The 22,324-nt window shown below is 73.1% G+C and carries 23 protein-coding genes and 1 pseudogene; 7 read left to right on the forward strand and 17 right to left on the reverse strand.

The features are described from left to right. Positions 1 to 15 precede the first annotated feature (15 nt). Together LWC33_RS17645 and LWC33_RS17650 are read right to left on the reverse strand one after the other, a co-directional pair. A complete protein-coding gene (locus LWC33_RS17645; RefSeq protein ID WP_233305494.1) occupies positions 16 to 1,008 on the reverse strand; it encodes an NADPH:quinone reductase in 993 nt (330 codons plus the stop codon). A gap of 107 nt (positions 1,009 to 1,115) precedes the next feature. After that, a complete protein-coding gene (locus LWC33_RS17650) occupies positions 1,116 to 1,628 on the reverse strand; it encodes a GNAT family N-acetyltransferase (protein ID WP_233305495.1) in 513 nt (170 codons plus the stop codon). A 285-nt stretch (positions 1,629 to 1,913) separates the two neighbouring features. On the opposite strand from LWC33_RS17650, the pseudogene LWC33_RS17655 reads away from it, so the two are divergent. Further along, positions 1,914 to 2,722 (forward strand): annotated as a pseudogene (locus LWC33_RS17655) (PepSY-associated TM helix domain-containing protein). Between the two features lie 4 nt (positions 2,723 to 2,726). Further along, positions 2,727 to 3,269: a nucleoside/nucleotide kinase family protein gene (locus LWC33_RS17660; protein WP_233305496.1), complete on the forward strand. Its 543-nt coding sequence runs from the start codon at positions 2,727 to 2,729 to the stop codon at positions 3,267 to 3,269. Between the two features lie 107 nt (positions 3,270 to 3,376). Here the strand turns inward: LWC33_RS17660 and LWC33_RS17665 are convergent, their stop codons facing one another. The 7 genes from LWC33_RS17665 to LWC33_RS17695 form a co-directional block, all read right to left on the reverse strand. Then, positions 3,377 to 4,126, reverse strand: a complete 750-nt coding sequence (locus tag LWC33_RS17665; protein WP_233305497.1) for a hypothetical protein — start codon at positions 4,124 to 4,126, stop codon at positions 3,377 to 3,379. Continuing rightward, the gene (locus tag LWC33_RS17670; RefSeq protein WP_233305498.1) at positions 4,123 to 5,028 is read right to left on the reverse strand and encodes an ABC transporter ATP-binding protein; all 906 of its coding nucleotides are present in this window, start codon (positions 5,026 to 5,028) and stop codon (positions 4,123 to 4,125) included. Before LWC33_RS17670 ends, LWC33_RS17665 begins: the two co-directional genes overlap by 4 nt. Beyond that, entirely contained in the window at positions 5,025 to 5,384 is a 360-nt protein-coding gene (locus LWC33_RS17675; protein WP_233305541.1) for a GntR family transcriptional regulator, read from the reverse strand. The genes LWC33_RS17670 and LWC33_RS17675 overlap by 4 nt, the downstream gene beginning before the upstream one ends. A 248-nt stretch (positions 5,385 to 5,632) precedes the next feature. After that, positions 5,633 to 6,403, reverse strand: coding sequence for an ANTAR domain-containing protein (locus LWC33_RS17680; RefSeq protein WP_233305499.1), 771 nt, complete (start codon positions 6,401 to 6,403; stop codon positions 5,633 to 5,635). A gap of 75 nt (positions 6,404 to 6,478) precedes the next feature. Further along, positions 6,479 to 7,105, reverse strand: coding sequence for a DedA family protein (locus tag LWC33_RS17685; protein ID WP_233305500.1), 627 nt, complete (start codon positions 7,103 to 7,105; stop codon positions 6,479 to 6,481). Between the two features lie 103 nt (positions 7,106 to 7,208). Next, positions 7,209 to 9,380: a 3-hydroxyacyl-CoA dehydrogenase NAD-binding domain-containing protein gene (locus tag LWC33_RS17690; RefSeq protein WP_233305501.1), complete on the reverse strand. Its 2,172-nt coding sequence runs from the start codon at positions 9,378 to 9,380 to the stop codon at positions 7,209 to 7,211. 14 nt (positions 9,381 to 9,394) lie between these two features. Beyond that, entirely contained in the window at positions 9,395 to 10,627 is a 1,233-nt protein-coding gene (locus LWC33_RS17695; RefSeq protein WP_233305502.1) for an acetyl-CoA C-acetyltransferase, read from the reverse strand. Between the two features lie 127 nt (positions 10,628 to 10,754). Between LWC33_RS17695 and LWC33_RS17700 the strand changes: the two genes are divergently transcribed. Then, entirely contained in the window at positions 10,755 to 11,546 is a 792-nt protein-coding gene (locus tag LWC33_RS17700; RefSeq protein ID WP_233305503.1) for a MerR family transcriptional regulator, read from the forward strand. A gap of 91 nt (positions 11,547 to 11,637) precedes the next feature. Further along, positions 11,638 to 12,165 (forward strand): potassium channel family protein, encoded by a 528-nt coding sequence (locus LWC33_RS17705; RefSeq protein ID WP_233305504.1) that lies wholly within the window; start codon positions 11,638 to 11,640, stop codon positions 12,163 to 12,165. A 21-nt stretch (positions 12,166 to 12,186) separates the two neighbouring features. On the opposite strand, the gene LWC33_RS17710 is transcribed toward LWC33_RS17705, so the two are convergent. The 3 genes from LWC33_RS17710 to LWC33_RS17720 form a co-directional block, all read right to left on the reverse strand. Next, a complete protein-coding gene (locus LWC33_RS17710; RefSeq protein ID WP_233305505.1) occupies positions 12,187 to 12,447 on the reverse strand; it encodes a hypothetical protein in 261 nt (86 codons plus the stop codon). A gap of 120 nt (positions 12,448 to 12,567) precedes the next feature. After that, positions 12,568 to 12,846: a hypothetical protein gene (locus tag LWC33_RS17715; RefSeq protein WP_233305506.1), complete on the reverse strand. Its 279-nt coding sequence runs from the start codon at positions 12,844 to 12,846 to the stop codon at positions 12,568 to 12,570. A 15-nt stretch (positions 12,847 to 12,861) separates the two neighbouring features. Beyond that, complete coding sequence (locus LWC33_RS17720) at positions 12,862 to 14,682, reverse strand: glycoside hydrolase family 15 protein (protein WP_233305507.1); 1,821 nt, start codon at positions 14,680 to 14,682, stop codon at positions 12,862 to 12,864. Positions 14,683 to 14,826: 144 nt separating this feature from the next. On the opposite strand from LWC33_RS17720, the gene LWC33_RS17725 reads away from it, so the two are divergent. The 3 genes from LWC33_RS17725 to LWC33_RS17735 all read left to right on the forward strand — a co-directional run bounded on the left by LWC33_RS17725 (position 14,827) and on the right by LWC33_RS17735 (position 17,467). Continuing rightward, a complete protein-coding gene (locus LWC33_RS17725) occupies positions 14,827 to 15,459 on the forward strand; it encodes a MerR family transcriptional regulator (RefSeq protein ID WP_255692128.1) in 633 nt (210 codons plus the stop codon). Between the two features lie 514 nt (positions 15,460 to 15,973). Further along, positions 15,974 to 16,549: a ClpP family protease gene (locus LWC33_RS17730; RefSeq protein ID WP_233305542.1), complete on the forward strand. Its 576-nt coding sequence runs from the start codon at positions 15,974 to 15,976 to the stop codon at positions 16,547 to 16,549. A gap of 381 nt (positions 16,550 to 16,930) precedes the next feature. After that, the gene (locus LWC33_RS17735) at positions 16,931 to 17,467 is read left to right on the forward strand and encodes a class I SAM-dependent methyltransferase (protein WP_233305509.1); all 537 of its coding nucleotides are present in this window, start codon (positions 16,931 to 16,933) and stop codon (positions 17,465 to 17,467) included. On the opposite strand, the gene LWC33_RS17740 is transcribed toward LWC33_RS17735, so the two are convergent. From LWC33_RS17740 to LWC33_RS17760, 5 genes are read right to left on the reverse strand one after another with little or no spacing between them, the layout of a single operon-like run. Beyond that, positions 17,439 to 17,969, reverse strand: coding sequence for a pyridoxamine 5'-phosphate oxidase family protein (locus tag LWC33_RS17740; RefSeq protein ID WP_233305510.1), 531 nt, complete (start codon positions 17,967 to 17,969; stop codon positions 17,439 to 17,441). The genes LWC33_RS17735 and LWC33_RS17740 overlap by 29 nt on opposite strands. A 30-nt stretch (positions 17,970 to 17,999) precedes the next feature. Further along, complete coding sequence (locus LWC33_RS17745) at positions 18,000 to 19,589, reverse strand: AMP-binding protein (protein WP_233305511.1); 1,590 nt, start codon at positions 19,587 to 19,589, stop codon at positions 18,000 to 18,002. Positions 19,590 to 19,633: 44 nt separating this feature from the next. Continuing rightward, positions 19,634 to 20,362 (reverse strand): SDR family NAD(P)-dependent oxidoreductase, encoded by a 729-nt coding sequence (locus LWC33_RS17750; protein WP_233305512.1) that lies wholly within the window; start codon positions 20,360 to 20,362, stop codon positions 19,634 to 19,636. Between the two features lie 10 nt (positions 20,363 to 20,372). Beyond that, positions 20,373 to 21,509 carry an acyl-CoA dehydrogenase family protein gene (locus LWC33_RS17755; protein WP_233305513.1) on the reverse strand — a complete coding sequence of 379 codons (1,137 nt, stop codon included), beginning with the start codon at positions 21,507 to 21,509 and terminating at the stop codon, positions 20,373 to 20,375. 2 nt (positions 21,510 to 21,511) lie between these two features. Further along, complete coding sequence (locus LWC33_RS17760; protein WP_233305514.1) at positions 21,512 to 22,303, reverse strand: enoyl-CoA hydratase-related protein; 792 nt, start codon at positions 22,301 to 22,303, stop codon at positions 21,512 to 21,514. Positions 22,304 to 22,324: the final 21 nt, after the last annotated feature.

Here is a 22,324-nt window from a genome sequence, read left to right on the forward strand (position 1 = left end):
TCGCGGGCGTGCCGACTATCCGATGTCGACCAGAACCTTCCCCGTCGTCCCGGACTCGACGGCCTCGTGGGCGGCGGCGACGTCCGCGAGCGCGAAGCGGTGCACCGGCAGCGGGCTCAGCGCCCCCTCCGAGACCGCGACCGTGATCTCGCGCGCGGCGGCGGCGAGGTCCTCCCGCGGCACGCCGTAGAGCAGCACGAACCGCAGCGCCGCGTTGGCGGTCATGAGCGTCCGCACCGGGATCGTGGGGTCCTGCGGCGTGGCGGCGTAGGTCACGATCGTGCCTCCGGGGGCCAGCAGCGCCAGGTCGAGATCGAGGTTCGCGCCCAGCGCCACCTCCACGACCCGGTCGACCTGGGGGACCAGGGCCCGGATCCGCTGCTCGACGTCGGGCTCCCGGTAGTTCACGACGAGGTCGGCGCCGGCGCGCGTCGCCAGCTCGGCCTTCTCGGGGCTCGACACGGTGGTGACGACGGTCGCCCCGGCCCAGCTCGCGAGCTCCACCGCGAAATGGCCGACCGCGCCGGCACCGCCCGCGACCAGGACGTTCGACTTGGCGGGCGAGCCGCCGGTGTAGAGGCAGTGGTACGCCGTCATGGCCGGGACGCCGAGGCAGGCGCCGAGCTCGTCCGACGCCGACTCCGGCAGCGGGACCGCCTGCTCCTGCGGGACCACGCAGTACTCCGCCGCCGTGCCCCATTCGGCGACCGGGGCCGGATCCGTTCCCCCGGGCGAGGCCAGCCAGAGCCACACCCGCTGGCCGACCCGCACGGCGTCGACGCCCTCGCCGACGGCGTCGATCTCGCCGACGCCGTCCTGGTGCGGGACGCGGACACCCTGGAAGGGCCGGGCGGTCGTGCCGTCGCGGGTCTTGACGTCGGTAGGGTTGACCGCCGACACCCGGACCCGGACGCGGACCTGCCCCGGTCCGGGCTCGGGGGTGTCGACCTCGCCGACGGTCAGGACCTCGCGCGCGGGTCCGGTGCGGTCGTAGAAGGCAGCCCTCATACCGACAGGCCTACCCCGCGGGCGGCGTGCGCACCACGGCAGACGGCGTTTCCTCGATCGACGCCCCGGGCCGGAGATCGTCGGTGGAGATCCTCCGCTGAGGATCGTCAGCCTCGCGTCGGGGCGGCACCCTCGGGCACCCGCCCGCCGGGCAGGACCGCGTGCACCGCGCCCTCGCTCTCGACCAGCACCGCACCGAGCCCGCGGAGCACCGCGACCGCGGCGGCGTTGTCGTCCGTCGTCGCGGCGACCACGGGCCGGCCACCGGCCAGCGCCACCAGCTCCCGGACGGCGGCGCGCCCGACCCCGCGCCCGCGGGCCCCGCGGGCGAGCCAGATCCCGACCTCGAGGCCGTCGGCGACCGGCTCGAGCCGGCCCGCGCCGACGACCGTCTCGCCGCGCCCGTCGCTCTCGAGGATCGCCCACGTGCGCTCCACCGGCGCGACCGCGCCCACCGACCGGCGGCGGTGGAAGGTGAGGAAGGCGGCGCGGGCGGCGTCCGACCAGCCCGCGGCGCCGGAGACCGGCGGCATGACCTCGGCCGGCTCGGCTCCCGCGACGGCGGCGTCGAGCAGGGCGACGAGCGTCGGCTCGTCGAGGGCGCGCAGCGTGACGGTCACGGTCGCGAGTCTGCGGGCCGGGAGCGCCGAGGTCGAACGAATTCGCGGTGAACGCCTCGCGCCGGGGCGCGTGACCGCAGCGGATGTCGGACCGATCCGGCCCCGCGCACCCGATGCGCCGGCCGCTCCTCCTCGCGGCTCCGCTCGTCGTCGCGTGCCTTCGTGGCGTGCGGCCGGCCCACGTGCGCCCTCGTGGGCTCGCAGCGGATCCCCCGCCCTTCCCGCCGTCGTCCCCGGGACACGGCGGTGCTGCGCGCCTGCGCGCCGTCCTCTCCGGAGACCCTCATGTCGCTCGTGTCCGAACCCACCCCCGAGGGGACCGCCTCCCCACCGGCCGCTCTCCCCGTCCGACGCCCGGCCTGGAAGGGCCTCGCCCTGCGGCTGCACTTCTACGCCGGGCTCCTCGTGGACCCGTTCATCCTGGTCGCGGCGGTGACCGGGGTGCTCTACGCGCTCGCCCCGCAGCTGGAGTCGTGGCTCTACGACGAGCAGCTGCACGTCCCCGCCACCTCCCGCGCGCTCCCGCTCGCCGACCAGGCCGCGGCGGCCCTGGCCACGAACCCGGCCGGCACGCTCGACGCCGTCCGTCCCGCCCCGGAGCCGGCGACACCACCCGGGTGCTCTTCACCCAGGAGGGCCTGGGCGAGTCCGAGCGCTGGACTGTGTTCGTCGATCCCGGCACCGCGGAGGTCCGCGGCAGGCTGTTCACCTACGGCACCAGCGGCGTCCTCCCGCTGCGGATGACCCTCGACCAGCTGCACCGCAACCTGCTGCTGGGCGAGCCGGGCCGGCTCTACTCCGAGCTCGCGGCGTCGTGGCTGTGGGTGGTCGCGCTCGGCGGGCTGGTGCTGTGGGTCGCCCGTTGGCGCGCCCGGCGGGTCCGGCGGGCCGCCGACCTGGTACTGCCGGAGCGCGGGGTGCGGGGCCGGCGCCGGCTGCTCGGCCGACACGGCGCCCTCGGCGTGGACCGTCACCGAGGTGAAGCGCAGCTCGGCTGGCTCGCCCCGCTGTTCGGCCTCAGCCTGCTCGCCTTCCTGCTGGTCGACGCCTGGCAGGGGCACCGCGCCGCGCGGCGGGGGTCCGCGGCAGGCTGACCGCGTGACAGTCGTGACGACGGCCGGCGCCCTGCCCGGGCTCGTCCGGGAGCGTCCTCCCGGGCCGGGCGGGTGCCGGCTCGTCACCGTCGACGGCTGGTCCGGCTCGGGCAAGAGCGTGCTCGCGGAGGGGCTCGGCCGGGCCCTCGACGCCCCGGTCCTGTCGATCGAGGAGCTCTACCCCGGCTGGGACGGCCTCGCCGCCGCGATCCCGCTGGCCCGCGCGTGGGTCGCCGAGCCGCTCTTCCACGGCCGGCCCGCGCGCTGGTGGCCGTGGGTCTGGGAACGCGACGTCCGCTCGGCCGACCCGCGGACCCAGCCCTGCGGGCCCGTCGTCGTGCTGGAGGGTTGCGGCTCGGGCGCGGCCGCGCTGCTCCCCTTCACCAGCACCGCGATCCGGGTGGACTGCCCGCCCGCGCAGCGGGAGCACCGGTTGCGCGCCCGCGCCGACTGGCCGGGCTACGCCCCGCACCGCGCACGGTTCCTCGCGCAGGAACGCCGGTACTTCGCCGACGCCCCGGACCCCGACGTGGTCGTCCGGACCTGAGAACGGACGCAGCCCCGAGAACGCGGGGGCCGCCGCCCCGGACCCGCCGATCCGGGACGACGACCTCCCGCTCCCCCCTCGGCGGTCCCCCACCGCCGCCGCGTGCGCTACACCGTGGCGCGACGCAGGAACAGGTAGGCGACCCCGGCCGCGAAGGCCGCGAGCATCGCCGGGTAACCGGCGAACAGCAGTGCCGCGGGTGTCTCCGCGAAGAAGCGGCCCACCGTCGGCCACGCCTGCTGCCAGGTGATCAGGACCGCGGCGATCCCCCCGAGCAGGAGCAGACCCACGGACGCGATCCACATCCCGAGCTGGCCGAAGCGTTTCAGGATCGTGCCGGCGAGGATGCTGGCGAAGGAGAACAGCAGGAAGGGCACCGTGTAGACCAGCCACTGCAGCACCCAGTTCTGCTGCACCAGGGAGGGCACCCCGAAGAAGTGCAGCCCCATGCCCCAGCCGCCGGTGGCCTGCTCGAGCGCGAGCAGCAGGGTCAGCAGCAGGCCCTGGACCGCCGACTGCGCGACGATGAACAGCGCCGTGCCGGTGAAGAAGTCGCGCCGGGTCACCGACAGCCCGAGGGCGAACGGGAAGACCTGCGTCATCGTCACCAGGTGGGCCACGACCACGAAGAGGTAGATCGACAGGAGCCCGCCGGTCACCTTCGGCTCGCCCGCGGGCGGGTCCGGCACCAGCGCGAAGATCACCAGGTTGACCGCGAAGGCGATTGCGAGGATCAGCCAGGGCATCCCCAGCTGTATCGGGAGGTTGACCAGCTGCATCCGCGCGACGGCGAGCGGACGGCGACGCCGGCCCGGCGTGTCGAGGGCGGACGGGGCGGGGCCCAGAGCGGCGGTCATCGCGCGGCCACCTCCCGGCCGTCGTGGTTCTCGCGGCGGGGTTCCGTCGCGAGCTGGGTCGTGCGGACCACCAGCTGCTGCAGCGAGACGGGCTCGAACTCCAGCCCCTCCGAGCGCAGCCGGGTGTCGGGGTCGGCGCCCTCGAGCGTCACCCGCAGGAAGCCCCCCAGCTCCTCGCGGTGCAGCTCGGTGTGGCCGGCGGCGAAGGCCTTCACCGCGGCCGCCGGCCCGGTGACCGTGACGGCCCGGCCGCGCAGCACGTCGGCGTCCTCGTCCATGAGGATCCGGCCCTTGTCGATCACGACGACGTGCTCGATCAGGTCCGAGACCTCGTCGATCAGGTGCGTGCTCAGCACGATCGTGCGCGGGTGCACGGCGTAGTCGGCGAGCAGCCGGTCGTAGAACAGCTGCCGCGCGACGGCGTCGAGCCCCAGGTAGGGCTCGTCGAAGAAGGTCAGCGGCGCCCGCGAGGCCAGGCCGATGATCACGCCGACGGCCGAGAGCTGGCCACGGGAGAGCTTCTTGATCGGCTGCCTGGTGCGCAGGTGGAACTCCTCGACCAGGGACGTGGCGAAGTCGGCGTCCCAGTTCGGGTACAGCATCCCCGCGGCGCTGAGCGCGTCGCGGACCCGGAAGGCGTCCGGGTACTTCTGCGCCTCCCGGATGAAGCACACCCGGTCGAGCACGGCCGGGTTCTCGTACGGGTGCAGGCCGAACACCTCGACCTCGCCCGCCGTCTCGAAGCCCTGACCGGTCAGGATCTGCATGATAGTGGTCTTGCCGGCACCGTTGCGGCCGAGCAGGCCGTGGACGGTGTTCTCCCTGAGCTCGAGGTTCACGTCGTCGAGCGCGGTGAAGTCGCCGTAGCGCTTCACGACCCCGCGCATCCGCACCGCCGTCATTCGTCGTCCCCCCAGACGTCGATCATCTTCTTGATCTGCTCGGCGTCCATCCCGAGCCTGCGGGCCTCCGCCAGCAGCGGCGCGACGAACTGCTTCGCGAACTCCTCGCGGCGTCGCTCCAGCAGCTGCGTGCGTGCGCCCGTGCTGACGAACATCCCGATCCCCCTCCGCTTGTACAGCACCCCGTCGGCGACGAGCTGGTTCACGCCCTTCGCGGCCGTCGCCGGGTTGATCCGGTGGAACGCGGCCAGCTCGTTGGTCGACGGGACCTGGCCCTCCTCCGGCAGCGAGCCGTCGATGATCGACGCCTCGATCTGCTCCGCGATCTGCACGAAGAGGGGCCGCCCGTCGTCGATCACGGCGACCGCCCCACCCTGTCCCAGTCCGTTGGTTCGTTACTCATGTAGCTAACCATGCGGCCACCGAGGCGGGGTGTCAAGTGAACGACGGACCGCGCCCGAGGGCACGCCCGGGAAAGGGCACCTGAGCAGCGGCGATCGTCGCTCAGGTGCCCTCGGGGACAGCTGTGCGGCAGTCAGCGCACGGGACTGGTGATCACGTCACGACGCCTCGCGCCGCCCGGATCTCGGTCCGGCAGGGCGGTTCACAGCTCCGACCGGCGGGCCGCGAGCGTCTCGGCGACCTGCGCGAGCTTGACGTTGAGCTGCTGCGAGGTGCGGCGCAGGATGTCGAAGGCCTCCTCCGCGGAAACCCCGCGGCGCTCCATCAGGATGCCCTTGGCCTGGCCGATCACGTCCCGGCTCTGCAGCGCCCGGCGCAGCTGCGCCGCCTCCAGGTCGGACGCCGCGCAGGCCTGCGTCGCGGCCAGTGCGGTCGACGCGTGCGCGGCGAGCACCAGCGCCACGTCGCGCTCGGCCACGTCGAGCGGGCCGCCCTCCAGCGTGTAGAGGTTCAGGGCTCCCATCCGCGGGGCGTCCCCATCGGGGAAGAGTCCGACCGCCAGCACCCCGCGGACCCCGAGGTCGGCGGCCGCCGGGGCCCACCGCGGGAACTGCTCCGAGACGGTGAGGTCGGTCTCGTGGACCAGCCCCATCCCCTCCCGGCGGGTGGCGGCCACGCACGGACCCTCGTCGAGCCGGTACTGCAGCTCGTCGAGCCGGGTGGCCAGCGCGTCGGTCTCGACCGGCGTGTGGAAGCCGCGCTCCGGGTCGCGCAGCGTGACACTCACCAGGTCGGCCCCGGACACCACGGCCTTCGCCGACCGGATCACCCGCTCCAGCACGTCGGCGACGGTGTTCGCCTCGAGCAGGGCGGCCGCGAGCGCCACGAACTCGGCGGCCAGCGGCCCGGCGCCCCGGTCGTCGGGGGAGACGAACCGTTGCCGGTCCTCCGCCCAGTCCTGATCCGTGGTCACCCCGGTCACCCCTCCGCCGTCCGCCGACGGACGATCGTGACCCGTCGCGGGCGCGCAGGCAACCTCATCGGGTGCTCATCGGGCGCGGTGTGCGCCACGCCTCCGGTTCCGCCCCCGCAGCCGGCGCACGACGAGCCGGAGCAGCCCCAGCACGACGAGGACCAGCACCACCGTCGAGACCGGCGCGAGGTGGCCCTCGACCCGCTCCCAGTTCTCCCCCAGCAGCCAGCCGAGGCCGAGGAACACGGCGTTCCACACCCCGCTGCCGACGGCCGTGAGCACGGTGAACCGCCAGAGCGGCATCCGGGCGAGACCGGCGGGGACGGAGACCACGCTGCGGATCAGCGGCACGCACCGCGCGAGCAGCACGATCGCGCCGCCGTGCCGGGCGAACAGCGCGTGGCCGCGTTCGAGGTCCTTCCGGCTGGACAGCACGAACCAGCGTTTGCCCGCCAGCTCGTGGAGCCGTTCGTAGCCCAGCCACGCACCCAGCCCGTAGAGCACGAGCGCCCCGGCGACGGACCCGGCGGTCGCGGCCGGCCAGACCCAGAGGGCGTCGATCGCGCCGACCCGGGCGCGGAAGCCCGCGAGCGGCAGGATCACCTCGGACGGGATCGGCGGGATCACGTTCTCGAGGAAGATCAGGAGCCCCACCCCGGCGGCTCCGAGACGGTCGACGATCGAGAACACCCAGTCGGCCACGGCGCCAGCGTGCCCGATTTGCCTGAAAACAACCTGAGTGCGAAGACGGCGGCGCCCCGGCGCGGACGGACCGCACCGGGGCGCCGAGCGTGCGCTCGGGGACTCAGGCCGCGGCGGTCTCCTGCGCCCGCGTGCGCAGGGACTCCGGGACCTCGAAGCGCGGGCCGTACTTGGCCGCGAACTCGTCCGCCCGCTTCACGAAGCCGGCGACGCCGCCCGGGAAGCCCTCGATGTACTGCAGCACGCCGCCCGTCCAGGCCGGGAAGCCGATGCCGAAGATCGAGCCGATGTTGGCGTCGGGCACGGTCTCGAGCACACCCTCGTCGAAGCAGCGCACCGTCTCGAGGGACTCGATCACCAGCATGCGCTCGGAGAGCTCCTGCAGGTCCACCTCGTGGTTCGTGGCCTCGAAGTGCTCCCGCAGGCCCGGCCACAGCCGGACGCGCCTGCCCTCGGCGTACTCGTAGAACCCGGCGCCGGAGCTCTTCCCCTTGCGCCCGAACTCGTCGACCATGCGGTCGACGATCTCGTCCGCCGGGTGCGGCGCCCAGGGGTCGCCCGCTGATTCGACAGCCGCCTGCGTCTCCTTGCGGATCTTCTGCGGCAGGGTGAGGGTGAGCTCGTCCATGAGCTGCAGGACGGGTGCGGGGTAGCCGGCCTGGGCCGACGCCTGCTCGATCGTCTGCGGGTCGATGCCCTCGGCGAGCATCGAGATGCCCTCGTTGACGAAGGTGCCGATCACGCGGCTGGTGAAGAAGCCGCGCGAGTCGTTGACGACGATCGGGGTCTTGCGGATCCCGAGCGTGACGTCGAAGGCCTTGGCCAGCGTGGCGTCGGAGGTCCGCTCGCCCTTGATGATCTCGACCAGCGGCATCTTGTCCACCGGCGAGAAGAAGTGCAGGCCGATGAAGTCGCCGGGCCGGTCGATGCCGGCGGCGAGCTCGGTGATCGGCAGGGTGGAGGTGTTCGAGCAGAGCAGCGCGTCCGGCTCGACCACCTTCATGGCCTCGCGGAAGACCTCCTGCTTGAGCTCCACCGACTCGAACACCGCCTCGATGACGATGTCGCAGCCCGCGAGGTCGTTGTAGTCCGCGGTGGGGGTGATGCGCCCGAGCAGCGCCTCGCCCTTCTCCAGGGTCACCTTGCCGCGCTCGACGCCCTTGGCGACCAGGCCCTCGGAGTAGCCCTTGCCCTTCTCGGCGGCCTCGAGCGAGACGTCCTTGAGCACGACCTCCCAGCCGGCCTGGGCGCAGACGTAGGCGATGCCTGCGCCCATCATCCCGGCGCCGAGCACGGCGACCTTGCGCGGTGTGTACCGGTCGAAGCCGTCCGGACGCGACTTGCCGCCGTTGATGGCCTGCAGGTCGAAGAAGAACGCCTTGGTCATGTTCTTCGACACCTGGCCCACGACCAGGTCCACGAAGTAGCGGCTCTCGATGCGCAGCGCGGTGTCGAAGTCGACCTGCGCGCCCTCGACCGCGGCGGAGAGGATGTTGCGCGGGGCCGGCATCGGCGCGCCCTTGAGCTGCTTGCGCAGGTTCGCCGGGAAGGCCGGCAGGATCGCGGCCAGCTTCGGGTTCGACGGGGTGCCGCCCGGGATCTTGTAGCCCGGGGTGTCCCACGGCTGCTTCGCCTCGGGGTTCTCCGCGATCCAGGCCTTGGCCTTGGCCAGCATCTCCTCCTGCGAGGAGGCCAGCTCGTGGAGCACGCCCAGCTCCAGGGCCTTGGCGGGCTTGAGCCGCTGGCCCTGCGCGAGCACGTTCATGAAGCCGTTGGCGATGCCCAGCAACCGGGTGATGCGGGTGACGCCGCCACCCCCGGGCAGCAGGCCCAGGGTGACCTCGGGCAGGCCGTAGACAGCACTGCCCGCGCCCTTCGCGTCGAGCCCGATCCGGTGGTGGCAGGCGAGCCCGATCTCCAGGCCGCCGCCGAGCGCGGTGCCGTTCATCGCCGCGACGACGGGCCGGCCCAGCTTCTCCAGGCGGCGCAGCTGCGCCTTGACCTCGGTGACGTTCTCGAACACCGCCGGGCCGTCCTCCGGCTTCGCGGAGATCAGGTCGTCGAGGTTGCCACCGGCGAAGAAGGTCTTCTTGGCCGAGGTGATCACGACGCCGGTGATGTCGTCCTTCCCGGCCTCGAGCTCGGTGATCACCTCGCCCATGGCCTGCTTGTACGCGTCGTTCATGGTGTTGGCGCTGGCGTTCGGGTCGTCCAGGGTGACGATCGCGACCCCGTCGGAGTCCTTCTCCCAGCGCACGGCCTTCTGGTCGGTCACTGCTGTCGATCCCCTCAGACTCGCTCGATGATGGTCGCGATACCCATGCCGCCGCCGACGCACAGCGTGGCGAGGCCGCGCTGCAGGTCCCGGCGCTCCAGCTCGTCGAGCAGGGTGCCGAGGATCATGGCGCCGGTGGCGCCCAGCGGGTGGCCCATGGCGATGGCGCCGCCGTTGACGTTGGTCTTGTCGTGCGGGATCTCCATGTCCCGCATGTACCGCAGGGCCACCGCGGCGAAGGCCTCGTTGATCTCGAACAGATCGATGTCGTCGACCGTGAGACCGGCCTTGGCGAGGGCCTTGCGGCTGGCCGGGGCGGGCCCGGTGAGCATGATCGTCGGGTCGGCGCCGGAGAGCGCCGTCGAGACGATCCGGGCGCGCGGGGTGAGACCCGCAGCCTTGCCGGCGGCCTCGGTGCCGATCAGGCAGAGCGACGCGCCGTCGACGATGCCGGAGCTGTTGCCGGCGTGGTGCACGTGGTCGATCTTCTCGACCCAGTGGTAGCGCTGGAGCGCGACGGCATCGAAACCGCCCTCCTGCCCCATCATCTCGAACGACGGCGTGAGGCCGGCAAGGCTCTCCAGCGTCGCGCCGGCGCGGACGTGCTCGTCGCGGTCCAGCACGGTCAGCCCGTTGCGGTCCTTGACCGGCACGACCGACTTGGCGAAGTAGCCGTTGGCCCAGGCCTTGGCGGCCCGGGTCTGCGACTCCACGGCGAAGGTGTCGACGTCCTCGCGGGAGAAGCCCTCGATCGTCGCGATCAGGTCGGCGCCGATGCCCTGCGGCACGAAGCCCGTGGTGTAGCTGGTGTCCGGGTCCATGGCCCAGGCGCCGCCGTCGGAGCCCATCGGCACGCGGCTCATCGCCTCGACACCGCCGGCGAGGACCATCTCCTCCATGCCGGAGCGGATCTTCTGCGCGGCGGTGTTCACCGCCTCCAGGCCGGAGGCGCAGAACCGGTTGAGCTGCACACCGGCGACGGTGTGCGGCAGCCCCGCGGCGATGGCGGCGGTCTTGGCGATGTCGCCGCCCTGGTCGCCGACCGGGGACACGACGCCGAGCACGACGTCGTCGATGACGTTCGGGTCCAGCTCCGGGTACCGCGCGCGGAGCTCCTGGATCAGGCCGATGACCAGGGAGACCGGCTTGACCTCGTGCAAGGAGCCGGACGCCTTGCCGCGTCCCCGCGGAGTCCGGATCGCGTCGTAGACGTACGCCTGTGGGATCGATGGGGCGATCTCGCTCATGCGAACCCTCTCGTGAAGAAGTCTGCCCGGCGCGCGGGCGGTGACGCCGCGCCGCGTCCGATCGTGACAGCAGAATTGTTACAGCAGGACTGTCACATAGGTCAACCCGTGCCGTAACGTCCCCGCCATGGCAGCACCGGCGCCTGCGGGACCCGATCCCGAGCTCCTCACCGTCGACCAGCTGGCCGCCCGCACCGGGACCACGGTGCGGACGATCCGGTACTACGCCGGCCGCGGGCTGCTCCCGCCACCGCAGCTCCGCGGCCGCACCGGCCTGTACGGGCCGGACCACGTCGCGCGGCTGCTCCTCGTCGCCGAGCTCTCCGACCTCGGGTTCACCCTCGCGGCGATCGAGCGGCACCTCGAGCGGCTCCCCCACTCGGCCGGCCCGGAGGAGCTCGCCCTGCAGCTGGCCCTGCTCACGCCATGGGCGCCCGAGCAGCTCGACGAGGTGGACCACGCCGGGCTGGAGGAACGGGCCGGCCGGGTCCTGGACGACGCGGCCGTCGACAAGCTGGTCGCGTACGGCGCGGTCGAGCCGGTGGCCGGGGACCGGTACCGCGTCCAGGGCCCGATCGCGCTCGGTGCCGGGCTCGACGCGCTGGACTTCGGGCTGCCGGCCGACTTCTGGCGCCGCTCCCGCGAGGTCATCGACCGGCACACCTCCGCGCTCGCCGACGACCTGATGACGTTGTTCCAGGCGGAGGTCCTGCAGCCGTACCGGGACGCGGGCCGCCCCGCGGAGCAGCGGTCCCGGCTGGCCGCGGCGCTCGCCCGGCTCAAGCCGGTCACGGTGCAGGGCGTGGTCACCGCGTTCGGGCGCGCGGTGAACCGGACGATCCGCGAGCGCGCCGAGCAGCCGCCGGCACCGCGGCCCGCCCCGGCGCTGCAGCAGCCCGGGGCCACCTCCGGCGGGTGACCCGCCACCCGGGGTCCGCCGCGAGACTGGCCGCTCGCGCGGAGGGAGGCCCGGGGGTGCGAGGCGGACGGCGACCGGCCCGGCAGGCCCGGTGAAGGGGCGCCCGGAGCGGCGGCGGTCCCGGCGGCGCCAGGTCGCGGTGTCGCTGATCCGCTCGCTGGTGACCACCACGCTCCTGGTCGTCGTCTACTACCGGGCGCCGCTCGACCGGGCGATCGACCTCGGGACCCTGGTCTGGTTCCTGATCGGCCTGGCCGCGCTCGCCGCCGCGGTCGTGTGGCAGATCCGGGTCATCATCAGGTCGGACGTGCCGCGGCTGCGGGCGGCCGAGACGGCGATGATCGGCCTGCCCGCGCTGCTGCTGCTCTACTCGTCGGTCTACACGGTCATGTCGACCGCCGTGCCCGCCTCGTTCACGCAGGGCATGAACCGCACGGACGCGCTGTACTTCACCACGACCGTCTTCGCGACGGTCGGGTTCGGCGACATCACCCCGGTCACCCAGGCCGCCCGCATCATCGTGACGATTCAGATGATCACCGGGCTGGTGGCCGTCGGCGTCGTGGCCAAGCTGCTGCTCGGCGCGGTGCAGCGGGCCACGACGTCGAAGGACGGGTGAGCCGCGGACGGTGCGCGGGGCTCAGGAGCGCCGCACGCGCAGGCGCGCCGTCCGGCAGGACGGGAGCGTGGGCCCGGGCGCCGGCCGCGGCACGATCCGGGCGGGACGGGCCTGCGGGCGCGCGACCGCCGCCGCGCGGGGCCGTGGGTTCCGGGCGGCCCCCGGCGCAGGCCCGCGCCGGGCCGCGGCGAGCAAGGCCTCCTCGAGCCGCGCGAGCAGCAGAACGGCCAGCATGAGCAGCACCGGCAGGCCGAGCGCGATCGGCAGCAGGACGAGCAGCACGTGGATCCCCCTCTCGCACGACCGCCCCACGCCGCGGCCGCGCCTCCCCCAGGCGTCGTCCATCGTCCGGCCTCTCCGGCCGGCCGCATCACCTCGGAGAGGTGACTCGCTCGGGACCTCCTACGCCGTTACCCTGCGCCTCCCGCCGTAGCGTCGGCTGCCCGCGTAGCCCGACAGGTCGATCAGGAAGGCGAGGGCCAGCCAGACCGCGTCGAAGCCGTGGATCCCGCCGGGCGCGACGAGGACGTAGACCAGCGTCGTGAGCGGCAGGAACACGATGCCGAGAATCGCCCACAGCGCATTGCCGAAGGTCGCGTGCCAGCGCACGGGGTCGAACAGCCACCACAGCACGTCGACCACCCGCGGCCCGAACAGCAGCAACCCGACGAACAGGCACACGGCGCTCTCCCCTCCTCAGCGGCGGCGGTCCAAAGCGGCGTCCAGCGTGGTCGCCGCGTCGATCAGCGCGAGGTGGGTGAACGCCTGCGGGAAGTTGCCGATCTGCTCACCGGTGAGGGCGATCTCCTCGGAGTAGAGGCCCAGGTGGTTGGCGTAGGTGAGCATCTTCTCGAACGCCTGCCGCGCCTGGTCGAGCCGGCCGGCCCGGGCGAGCGCGTCGACCCAGGCGAAGGAGCACAACGAGAACGTGCCCTCGGAGCCGCGCAGCCCGTCCGGGGAGGCGGCCGGGTCGTACCGGTACACGAGGCTGTCGGTGACCAGCTCGGCCTCCATCGCGTCGAGCGTCGAGGTCCACATGGGGTCCTCCGGCGTGATGAAGCCGAGGGTCGCCATCCGCAGGAGCGAGGAGTCGAGCACCTCCGTGTTGTAGTGCTGCACGAAGGCGCCGCGGCGGGCGTTCCACCCGCGCTCCATGACCTGGCGGTAGATCTGGTCGCGCTCCGTGCGCCACCGATCGAGCGGCGCCGGACGGCCGGTCTCGAGGGCCTGCCGGATGCCCCGGTCGAGTGCGACCCAGCTCATCACCCGGCCGTAGGTGAAGGGCTGCCGGCCGCCGCGCGTCTCCCAGATCCCCTCCTCCGGCTGGTCCCAGTGCTCGCAGAGCCAGTCGAGGACCCCCACCATCGCCGTCCACCCGCGGTGCGGGGTGCGGAGCCCGGCCCGGTTCAGCGCCGCGATGCTGTCCGCTGCCTCGCCGTAGATGTCGAGCTGGAGCTGCTCGGCGGCGCCGTTGCCGATCCGCACGGGGGCCGACCCGCGGTACCCGGACCAGTGTTCGAGTATCTCCTCCTTGAGGTCGGAGGATCCGTCGACGCGGTACATGATGTTGAGGGGACCGCCCTCGCCGCCGATCCGCTCGCGCACGCGGTCGCCCAGCCACCCGCCGAACCGCGACGCCTCCTCGACGAAGCCCAGCTTGAGCAGCGAGAACACCGAGAACGACGCGTCGCGCACCCACGTGTACCGGTAGTCCCAGTTGCGCTCGCCGCCGACCTGCTCGGGCAGGGCTGCGGTAGGTGCGGCGACCAGCCCGCCCGAGGGGTCGTAGGTCAGCAGCTTCAGCGTGATCGCCGAGCGGTCGACCATCTCCCGCCAGCGTCCGCGGTACGTCGAGCGGCCGACCCAGCGCTGCCAGAAGGCCACCGTGTCGTCGAAGAGCCGGTTGATCTCGGCGACCCGGATCTCGCGGGGCGGGCCCTCGGTGTCCGCCTCGAGGACCATCCCGCGCAGCTCGCCGGCGTCGAGCTCCACGGTGAAGCCCACATCGCCCTCGTCGACCCTGACATGCGCGACCCGCGGGTCCTCCGGCTCGCGGACGACGTGCACCGTCACCGTGAGCGCGTCGGTGGAGAACACCGCACCGCGCTCGGTGACCTCGGTGCGGTGGGCGCGGCGGCCGTAGTCGAAGCGCGGGGCGACGTGCCCCGCGAACCGCATCTTGCCGCGTACACAGCGGACCATCCGGACGAGCCGGCTCCCGCCGTTCTGCCGGCCCAGTACGGGCATGAAGTCGACGATCTCGCCGACACCGGACTCCGTGAAGAAGCGCGTGACCAGCACCGCGGAGTCCGGGAAGTACATCTGCCGGGAGGTGTGCGGGTCGGCCGGGGCCAGCCGGAAGTGCCCGCCGCGCTCGTCGTCGAGCAGCGCGCCGAACACGCTGGGCGAGTCGATGCGCGGGCAGCAGAACCAGTCGATCGTTCCCTCGGTGCTCACCAGGGCGGAGGTGTGCAGGTCACCGATGAGTCCGTGGTCGGCGATCGCGGTCTCGGTCATGGCTCCTCCTCGACGTCGGGCCCGGTCGGGCCACGGTCGCCGGAGGGCCCCGAGCACGGCATCACCCGCCGCGAACGATCCCCGGACCGGCGACGAGGAAGTGGACAGCGTCACTATCGGATAACTAACGTATCGGCCGTGCGGATGGCCGAGCTGAGCCGCGCGACCGGGGTCCCGGTCGCGACGATCAAGTACTACCTCCGTGAGGGACTCCTCCCCCGCGGGGAGGTCACCACCTCGCCGAACCAGGCGCAGTACGGCGAGGAGCACGTCCGCAGGCTCACGCTCGTCCGCTCACTCGTCGAGGTCGGCGGCCTGTCGATCGCCGCCGTGCGGGCCGTCCTCGGGGCGATCGACGACCCGGCCGTCCCCCTGCACGACACCCTCGGCCTCACCATCGACGCCGCCGACGCGCCCGCGCCGGCCGTCGACGACCCCCTGCACGCGGCCGCCGCCGAGCGCATCGACGCGATCGTCGCGGAGCGGGGCTGGCGGCTCTCGCCGGACCCGCCGGCCCGCCGGGCCGCCATCGACGCGCTCGCCACGATGCACCGCGTGACCGGCGACCGGCTCGCCGGCCTGGCCCCCGTGTACGCCGAGGCCGCCGAGCGGATCGCCGAGGCCGACCTCGACACCGTCACCGCCGTCGAGGCCCCCGAGACCCGCGTGGAGACCGCGCTGGTCGGCACGGTCCTCGGCGAGCGGTTGCTCGCCGCGCTGCGCCGGCTCGCGCAGGAGCACGTGTCCGCCCAGCGCTTCCCGCCGCCGCCGACATGATCACTGCGACGGTGACAGCAGTGCTCCCAATACGACCGTCCTGTGCCGCTCGGCCGCGAACCCGGCCGTGCTCGGATACCCGATGCCTACCCGATCAGCAGGAACCAGCCCTGTGTCCTCCTCGGCCGAGACTCCTGGGCCGCGTCGGCGCCAGCGCCCGCGCCCGAGCGATACCCCGTCACAGTGGATGCACGGCTATACCTCGCGGCACCCAGGGCCTCGGCCCGATGGAGGCCAAGGTGCTGCGGCGGGAGCCAGAGCGCGCCCTGATCGGGGCGCGGACCGTTCACGGTCGGCGAAAACCGCAGGTCGCGGATTCGCCCTGGGCGAAGTGCGGGTTCCGCGGGGCCGGCCGGCCCTAGCGTCGGCCGGGTCAGGTCCCGCCCGTCGCCGCGTCGTCGGCAGGGCGTCGCCGTACCGCGAGGAGGCAGCCGTGCCCGTCCCGATCCCGTCCCCGAACCCGCCCTTCCACCTGCCCGGGACGCCGCTCTCCGGTCCGCTGGCCCCGGCCCGGATGAGCGCGCCGGCCCCGGCGCCCGGCCTCGCCGACTCGGTGTTCGAGCGGCTGCTGACCCACCGGATCGTCGTCCTCGGGCAGGAGGTCGACGCCGACATCGCCAACCGCATCGCCGGCCAGATGCTGCTGCTCGCGGCGGAGGACGCCGAGGCGGACATCGCGCTCTACATCAACTCCCCGGGCGGTTCGGTGCACGACGGGCTCGCCATCCTCGACACCATGCGGTTCATCCCGTGCGACGTCGCGACCTACGCGATGGGGCTGGCCGCGTCGATGGGCCAGGTGCTGCTGTCCGCCGGCACGCCGGGAAAGCGGTACGTGCTGCCGCACGCGAAGATCCTCATGCACCAGCCCTCGGGCGGGGTCGGCGGCGCGGAGACCGACATCCGCATCCGCGCGCAGCTGTTGCGGCGCAACAAGGAGGAGATGGCGGAGCTGATCGCCTCGCACACCGGCCAGACCCCGGAACAGATCATGGCGGACTTCGACCGCGACCGGTGGTTCGACGCCACGGAGGCGCTCGAGTACGGCTTCGTGGACCACGTCGTGGCCCGCGCCGGCGACGTGCGCTGAGACGAGAACCCGCGAGTCGGCAGTTCCGGTAGCGCGAGTCGGCAGTACCGGGCGCCCGGGTCGACGATCCCGGGAGATGCTCGTGGTTGTCCGGCCGGCCATTCCGGTCCGCTGATCATCACAACTGTGGATCAGCTGTGACGGCGGCTCTCCGGGCGGCGATGGGCCGGTGTCCCCGACCCACCACCGTCCCGGCGACCGCCGCGCCCGCACCGCTGGTCAGCGCTCCGCGCACCCAGGTGGCGCCGGCCCAGGCTCCGCGGACCACCGCCGCACCCTCCCACGCGCGGACGCCCTCGACCTCCCGGATCGCGCCCTCGGCGCCCGGCCGCGGTAGACAGTGCTGCGGCACTACTCACCGCGCACGGTCCCGGAGGGCGTATGGAGGTCCTGGAGGAGCGGCAGCTCGGGCTCGTCGTTCTGCGGCCCGCGGGCGAGGTGCCGTTCGACGAGGCGGGCGACGAGCTGCTGCCGCCGCACTGGGCGGAGCTGTGGCCCAGCGGGCTCGCGCTGGCCGCGGAGCCCGTCCCGGCCGGGGCGCGGGTGCTGGAGATCGGTTGCGGCCTCGGGCTCCCCGCGCTCGCGGCGGCCCGCGCGGGTGCCGAGGTCACCGCGGTCGACCTGTCCCCCACCGCGATCGACCTGGTCCGCCGCTCGGCGGAGCGCAACGGGCTCGCGCTGACCGCGCGGGCCTCCTCGTGGACCGCGCTCCGCGGCGAGTGGGACCTCGTGCTCGCCGCGGACGTCCTCTACGGGCACCGCAACGTCGTCGAGCTGCGGGAGGTGCTCCCCCGGCTGGCGCCCGAGGTGTGGTTGACCGACCCTGGTCGCCCGCTCACCCCTGAGCTGCTGGCGGACTGGGACGTGACGAGCACCCGCCGGGGCGAGGTCACCCTGCACCGGCTCCGGCGACGCTGACCGGGTCCGGGGCGTACGCGACCATCCACGTCGGCTCGATCCGGTAGAAGATCACGTCGGTCCAGACGAAGGCGTCGGCCCCGTAGTGCCCCTTCAGGTACTCCAGGGTCTCCGGCCACGCCGGGTCCTCGGGTCCCTCCTGCGGGTTGAGCGGCACGGCGTGGCCGTGCGTGAACACCCCGACCTCCTCGCCCCGCATGTAGGCGACGCTCACGCCGGGCCGCGCCCTGAGATGGCGGGCCTTCGCCGCCGACGGGTCCGTGCCCACCACCCACCGGCCGTGCAGGAGGTGGCCGTCCACCCCGCTGATCCGCGGCTCGCCACCGCGGGTCACGGTGGCGAGCGCCAGGGTGCACATGCCGGTGGCGACACGGACGAGCTGCTCCGCCGTCAGCGTCCGCTCGCCCGGGGCGATGATCGCCCGCAGGTGGCCGGTGGACCGGTTCAGGGAGGAGTCGAGGAGCTCCTGGAGGCGGCTGATCTCGTCACTGGTCTCGAACACCCCGCGAGTGGATCGCGAAACGGTGACAGCTCACGTCAGCATTTCCCGGATCTTGAACTTCTGGATCTTGCCACTGGCGGTACGGGGCAGGGCGTCGACGACCTCGAGGCGCTCGGGCCAGTACGGCCTGGCCATACCCGCCTGCTCGAGGTGGGTGCGCATGTCCTCCAGCGTGAAGCTGGCGCCGTCGGCCAGGGTGACGACCGCGCACGCCCGCTCCTGCAGCCGGGGGTCCGGCACGCCGACCACGGCCACCGCGGTGACCGCCGGGTGCTCGTAGAGGACGTTCTCGACGTCGGCGACCGGGATGTTCTCCCCACCCCGGATGATCACGTCCTTCGACCGCCCGGTGATGTTGAGGTAGCCGTCCGCGTCGATGGTCGCGAGGTCGCCCGTGTCGAACCACTCGCCGTCGAACGACGCCGCGGTCAGCTCCGGCCGCTCCCGGTACCCCACGAACAGGAACGGCCCCGTGACCTGCAGCCGCCCCTCGGTCCCGGCCGGGAGCGGAGCACCCTCGGCCGAGACGACCCTGATCCGCATCCCCGGCCACGGGTAGCCGTCCGTGTCGATCAGCTTCTCGTCGGGATCGCCGGGGATCCCCAGGGTGACCAGCCCGTTCTCGCTCTGGCCCCAGCCGCCGAGCACGACCGTCCCGGGCAGCAGCCGGCGCGCCCGCCGGACGATCGCCCGCGGGATCGGCGCCCCCATGCAGCAGAACCGCACGAGCGACGACGTGTCGTGCGCAGCCAGGTTCGGTGCGGCCAGGGTGTCGTGCAGGAAGGGTGTGGCGGCCGAGGTGTAGGTGATCCCGTGCTCCTCGACGAGCTCGACGAACCGCGACGGGTCCCAGACGTCCTGCAGCACCCCGGTCGCGCCGTTCTGCACCGGCAGCCGCGCGCCGTAGAGGAACCCGGTGAGGTGCGCGAGCGTCGACGCCATGTGGATCACGCTGTCGGCGGTGATCCCGAGCCGCTCGGGCAGCGGGTCGTTGGCGGCGACGACGGTGTTGTGGGTGTGCATCACGCCCTTGGGCTCGCCGGTGGTCCCCGAGGTGAAGATCAGCAGCGTGACGTCGTCGGGGTCCGGCCGCAGCGCGGCGAGCGAGGCGGGGTCGCGGCGCTCCTCCCACGGCGTGGCCATGAAGTCCGTCCACGAGTCCGCGCCCACGACCAGCACGTGTTCCAGTGCCGGCCAGTCCGGGCGGAGCTTCTCGACCAGCCCCGCGTGGTCGAACCCGCGGAAGGTCTGCGGCACCACCATGACCTTGGCCCGGGCGAGCCCGACCATGAAGCCGAGCTCGCGCTCCCGGTAGATCGGGATCAGCGGGTTGCTGACCGCGCCGATCCGGGTGGCCGCGTAGTGCAGCACGATCCACTCGATCCAGTTCGGCAGCTGGAAGGACACGACGTCGCCCGGCCCGACGCCCAGCTCGAGCAGCCCCAGCGCGCACCGGTCCACCTCCGCCCGCAGCTCGCCGTAGGTGATCGAGCGCCGCGGGTCGACGAACGCGGTCTTGTCCGGGGTCGCCGTCGCGACGTCGTCGAGGAAGTCGGTGATCACGCGGTCCCGCCAGTACGTGCGGTCGCGGCCTGCGGTGAGGGTCGGGTCGAGCACCATGCGGACGTCCTTGTCTCGAGATGGGGCTGTGCGCGCGGACGACCTCAGCTCATGGTCAGCCCGCCGCTGACGCTGAGGGTCTGGCCGGTGATGTAGGCGGCGTCGGGAGAGGCGAAGAACGCGACGGCGCCGGCGAGGTCGGTCGGCTGGGCGAGCCGGCGGAACGGGATCGACCGGATCAGCGCCTCGCGCAGCTTCGGGTTGTCGCCGCCCATCGACGCGAACAGGGCCGTGTCGGTCGGCCCGGGGCACACGACGTTGGCGTTGATCCCGTGCCGGGCGTGCTCGCGGGCGATCGTCTTGGTGAAGGCGATGATGCCGCCCTTGGCCGCGGAGTACACCGCCTCGCCGGACGAGCCGACCCGCCCGGCGTCGGACGCCAGGTTGACCAGCGTGCCCCCGCCCTGCTCGACCATCACCGGCAGCACGGCCTTGCAGGTGTGCAGGACGCCGTAGAGGTTGATCCGGATGACGGTGTCCCAGTCGGCCGGGTCGGAGTCGACGAAGGGGCTCGCCTTGTCCCAGCCGGCGTTGTTGACCAGCACGTCGACCCGGCCGAAGCGGCTGCGGACCTGCTCGACCATCGCGTTCACCGACTCGCGGTCGGTCACGTCGGTGCGGATCCCGGCCCCGCCGACGGCCTCGCCGGTCTCCTTCGCGGTGGCCTCGTCGACGTCGGTCGCGACGACCGTGACGCCGTCGGCGGCCAGCCGCTCGGCGATGGCCCGGCCGATGCCGCGGCCGGCCCCGGTCACGATGGCGATCCTGGACATGTCCGTCTCCTCACGGGGCGAGCTCGCGGCCGACCCGTTGCCGGGCGATCACGAGCTTCATGATCTGGGCGGTGCCGTCGCCGATCTGCAGGCCGAGCACGTCGTTCATGCGCTGCGCGATCGGCAGGTCGGTGCGGTAGCCGTACTGGCCGTGCAGCAGCAGGCACCGGGTGATGGCGTCGTGGGCGACCTTCGGCGCCCACCACTTGCACTTCGCGGCCTCCGCGGTGTGCGGGAGGTCGTGGTCCTTGAGCCACAGGGTCCGCAGGCAGAGCAGCCGGGCGGCGTCGAGCACGGTCTCGGCCTCGGCGAGCGGGAACGCGACCCCCTGGTTCGTCGACAGTGGCCGGTCGAACGCCTCGCGCTGCGTCACGTACTCCCACGTCTCGTCGACCGTCTGCGCCGCACTGCCGAGGACCTGCAGGCCGATCAGCGCACGGCTGAAGTCGAAGCCCCGCATGACCTGCGAGAACCCGCCGCCCTCGACGCCGATCAGGTGGTCGCCGGGGATCCGGACGCCGTCGAGGTGCGCCGCACCCCGCCCGACCGCGGCCGTGCCCAGGTCCGGGTACGGCTCGCGGGTCACGCCGGGCAGGTCCAGCGGCACGAGGAAGGCACTGATGTCGCGGCCGCGCTCCTGCGACGGCCCGGTCCGGGCGAAGACGACCACCGCCGCCGCGTCGGTGGCGAAGGACAGGGACTTGACGCCGTCGAGCACCCAGTCCGGCCCGTCGCGCCGGGCGGTCAGCCGCGGCATCCCGGCGTCGGAACCCGCGTGGGGTTCGGTCAGCCCGATGCCCACGACGTCGGATCCCGAGCAGATCCGCGGCACCCACTCGGCCGCCAGGGCCGGGGCGTTGCCCGCCAGGATCTGCCCGACGAGCGAACCCACCACCTGCAGGTAGCAGACGCAGACGTCGCCGCGCCCGATCTCCTCGACGATCAGCCCGGTGGTCACCCGGTCCGTCCCGCGCCCGCCGAGCTCGACGGGGAGCTCCGAGCCGATCAGGCCCGCGGCACCGATCTCCTTGCGCAGCCCGGGCTCGATCCGGGTCCGCCCCGAGTAGGTCGGGAGCAGCGAGTCCCGGGCGATCGCCCGGGCCGCCGAGCGGAAGGACTCCTGCTCCACGCTGAGCGAGAAGTCCATGGTCAGTGTGCCTGGTAGTACTTCGCGAACTCCGGTGGCCTCTTCTCGGCGAACGCGCGGGCGCCCTCCATCCCCTCGTCCGACACCGCGAACAGGTCGAGCGCGGACATGGCCACGTTGGACAGCCCGGCCTGGTGGTCGGTGTCGGCGTTGAACGAGTGCTTGAGCACCCGGATCGCGGTGGGGCTCTTGCCCGCGACCTCGGCGGCCCAGGCCTTGGCCTCGTCGAGCAGCTCCGCAGCCGGGACGACCTTGTTCACCAGCCCCATGTCCAGGGCCTCCTGCGCCGAGTACTGCCGGCACCAGAACCAGATCTCGCGGGCCTTCTTCTCCCCCACGACGCGGGCCAGGTACGCGGAGCCGAAGCCGGCGTCGAACGAGCCGACCTTGGGCCCGGACTGGCCGAAGCGGGCGGTGTCCGCCGCGATCGTCACGTCGCACAGGACGTGCAGGACGTGCCCGCCGCCGATCGCGAGCCCGTTGACGGCGGCGATCACCGGCTTGGGGATGTCCCGCAGCAGCTTGTGCAGGTAGCCGATCTCGAACATGCCGCTCTCGGTCGGCCCGTAGTCGCCGGTCTCGGCCCGCTGCTTGACGTCCCCACCGGTGCAGAACGCCTTGTCGCCGGCACCGGTCAGGACGACCGCCCGGACGTCGTGGTCCGCCCAGGCGGTGCGGAGGGCCTTGATCAGCTCCTCGACCGTCCTCGCGCGGAACGCGTTGTACCGGGCCGGGCGGTTCAGCGTGATCACGGCGGTGGTGCCGTCGATCTCGTAGACGATGTCTTCGTACATTCCGACTCCTTCGTCGTCCTG

It is taken from the genome of Pseudonocardia terrae (assembly GCF_021343995.1).
GTDB lineage: Bacteria > Actinomycetota > Actinomycetes > Mycobacteriales > Pseudonocardiaceae > Pseudonocardia > Pseudonocardia terrae.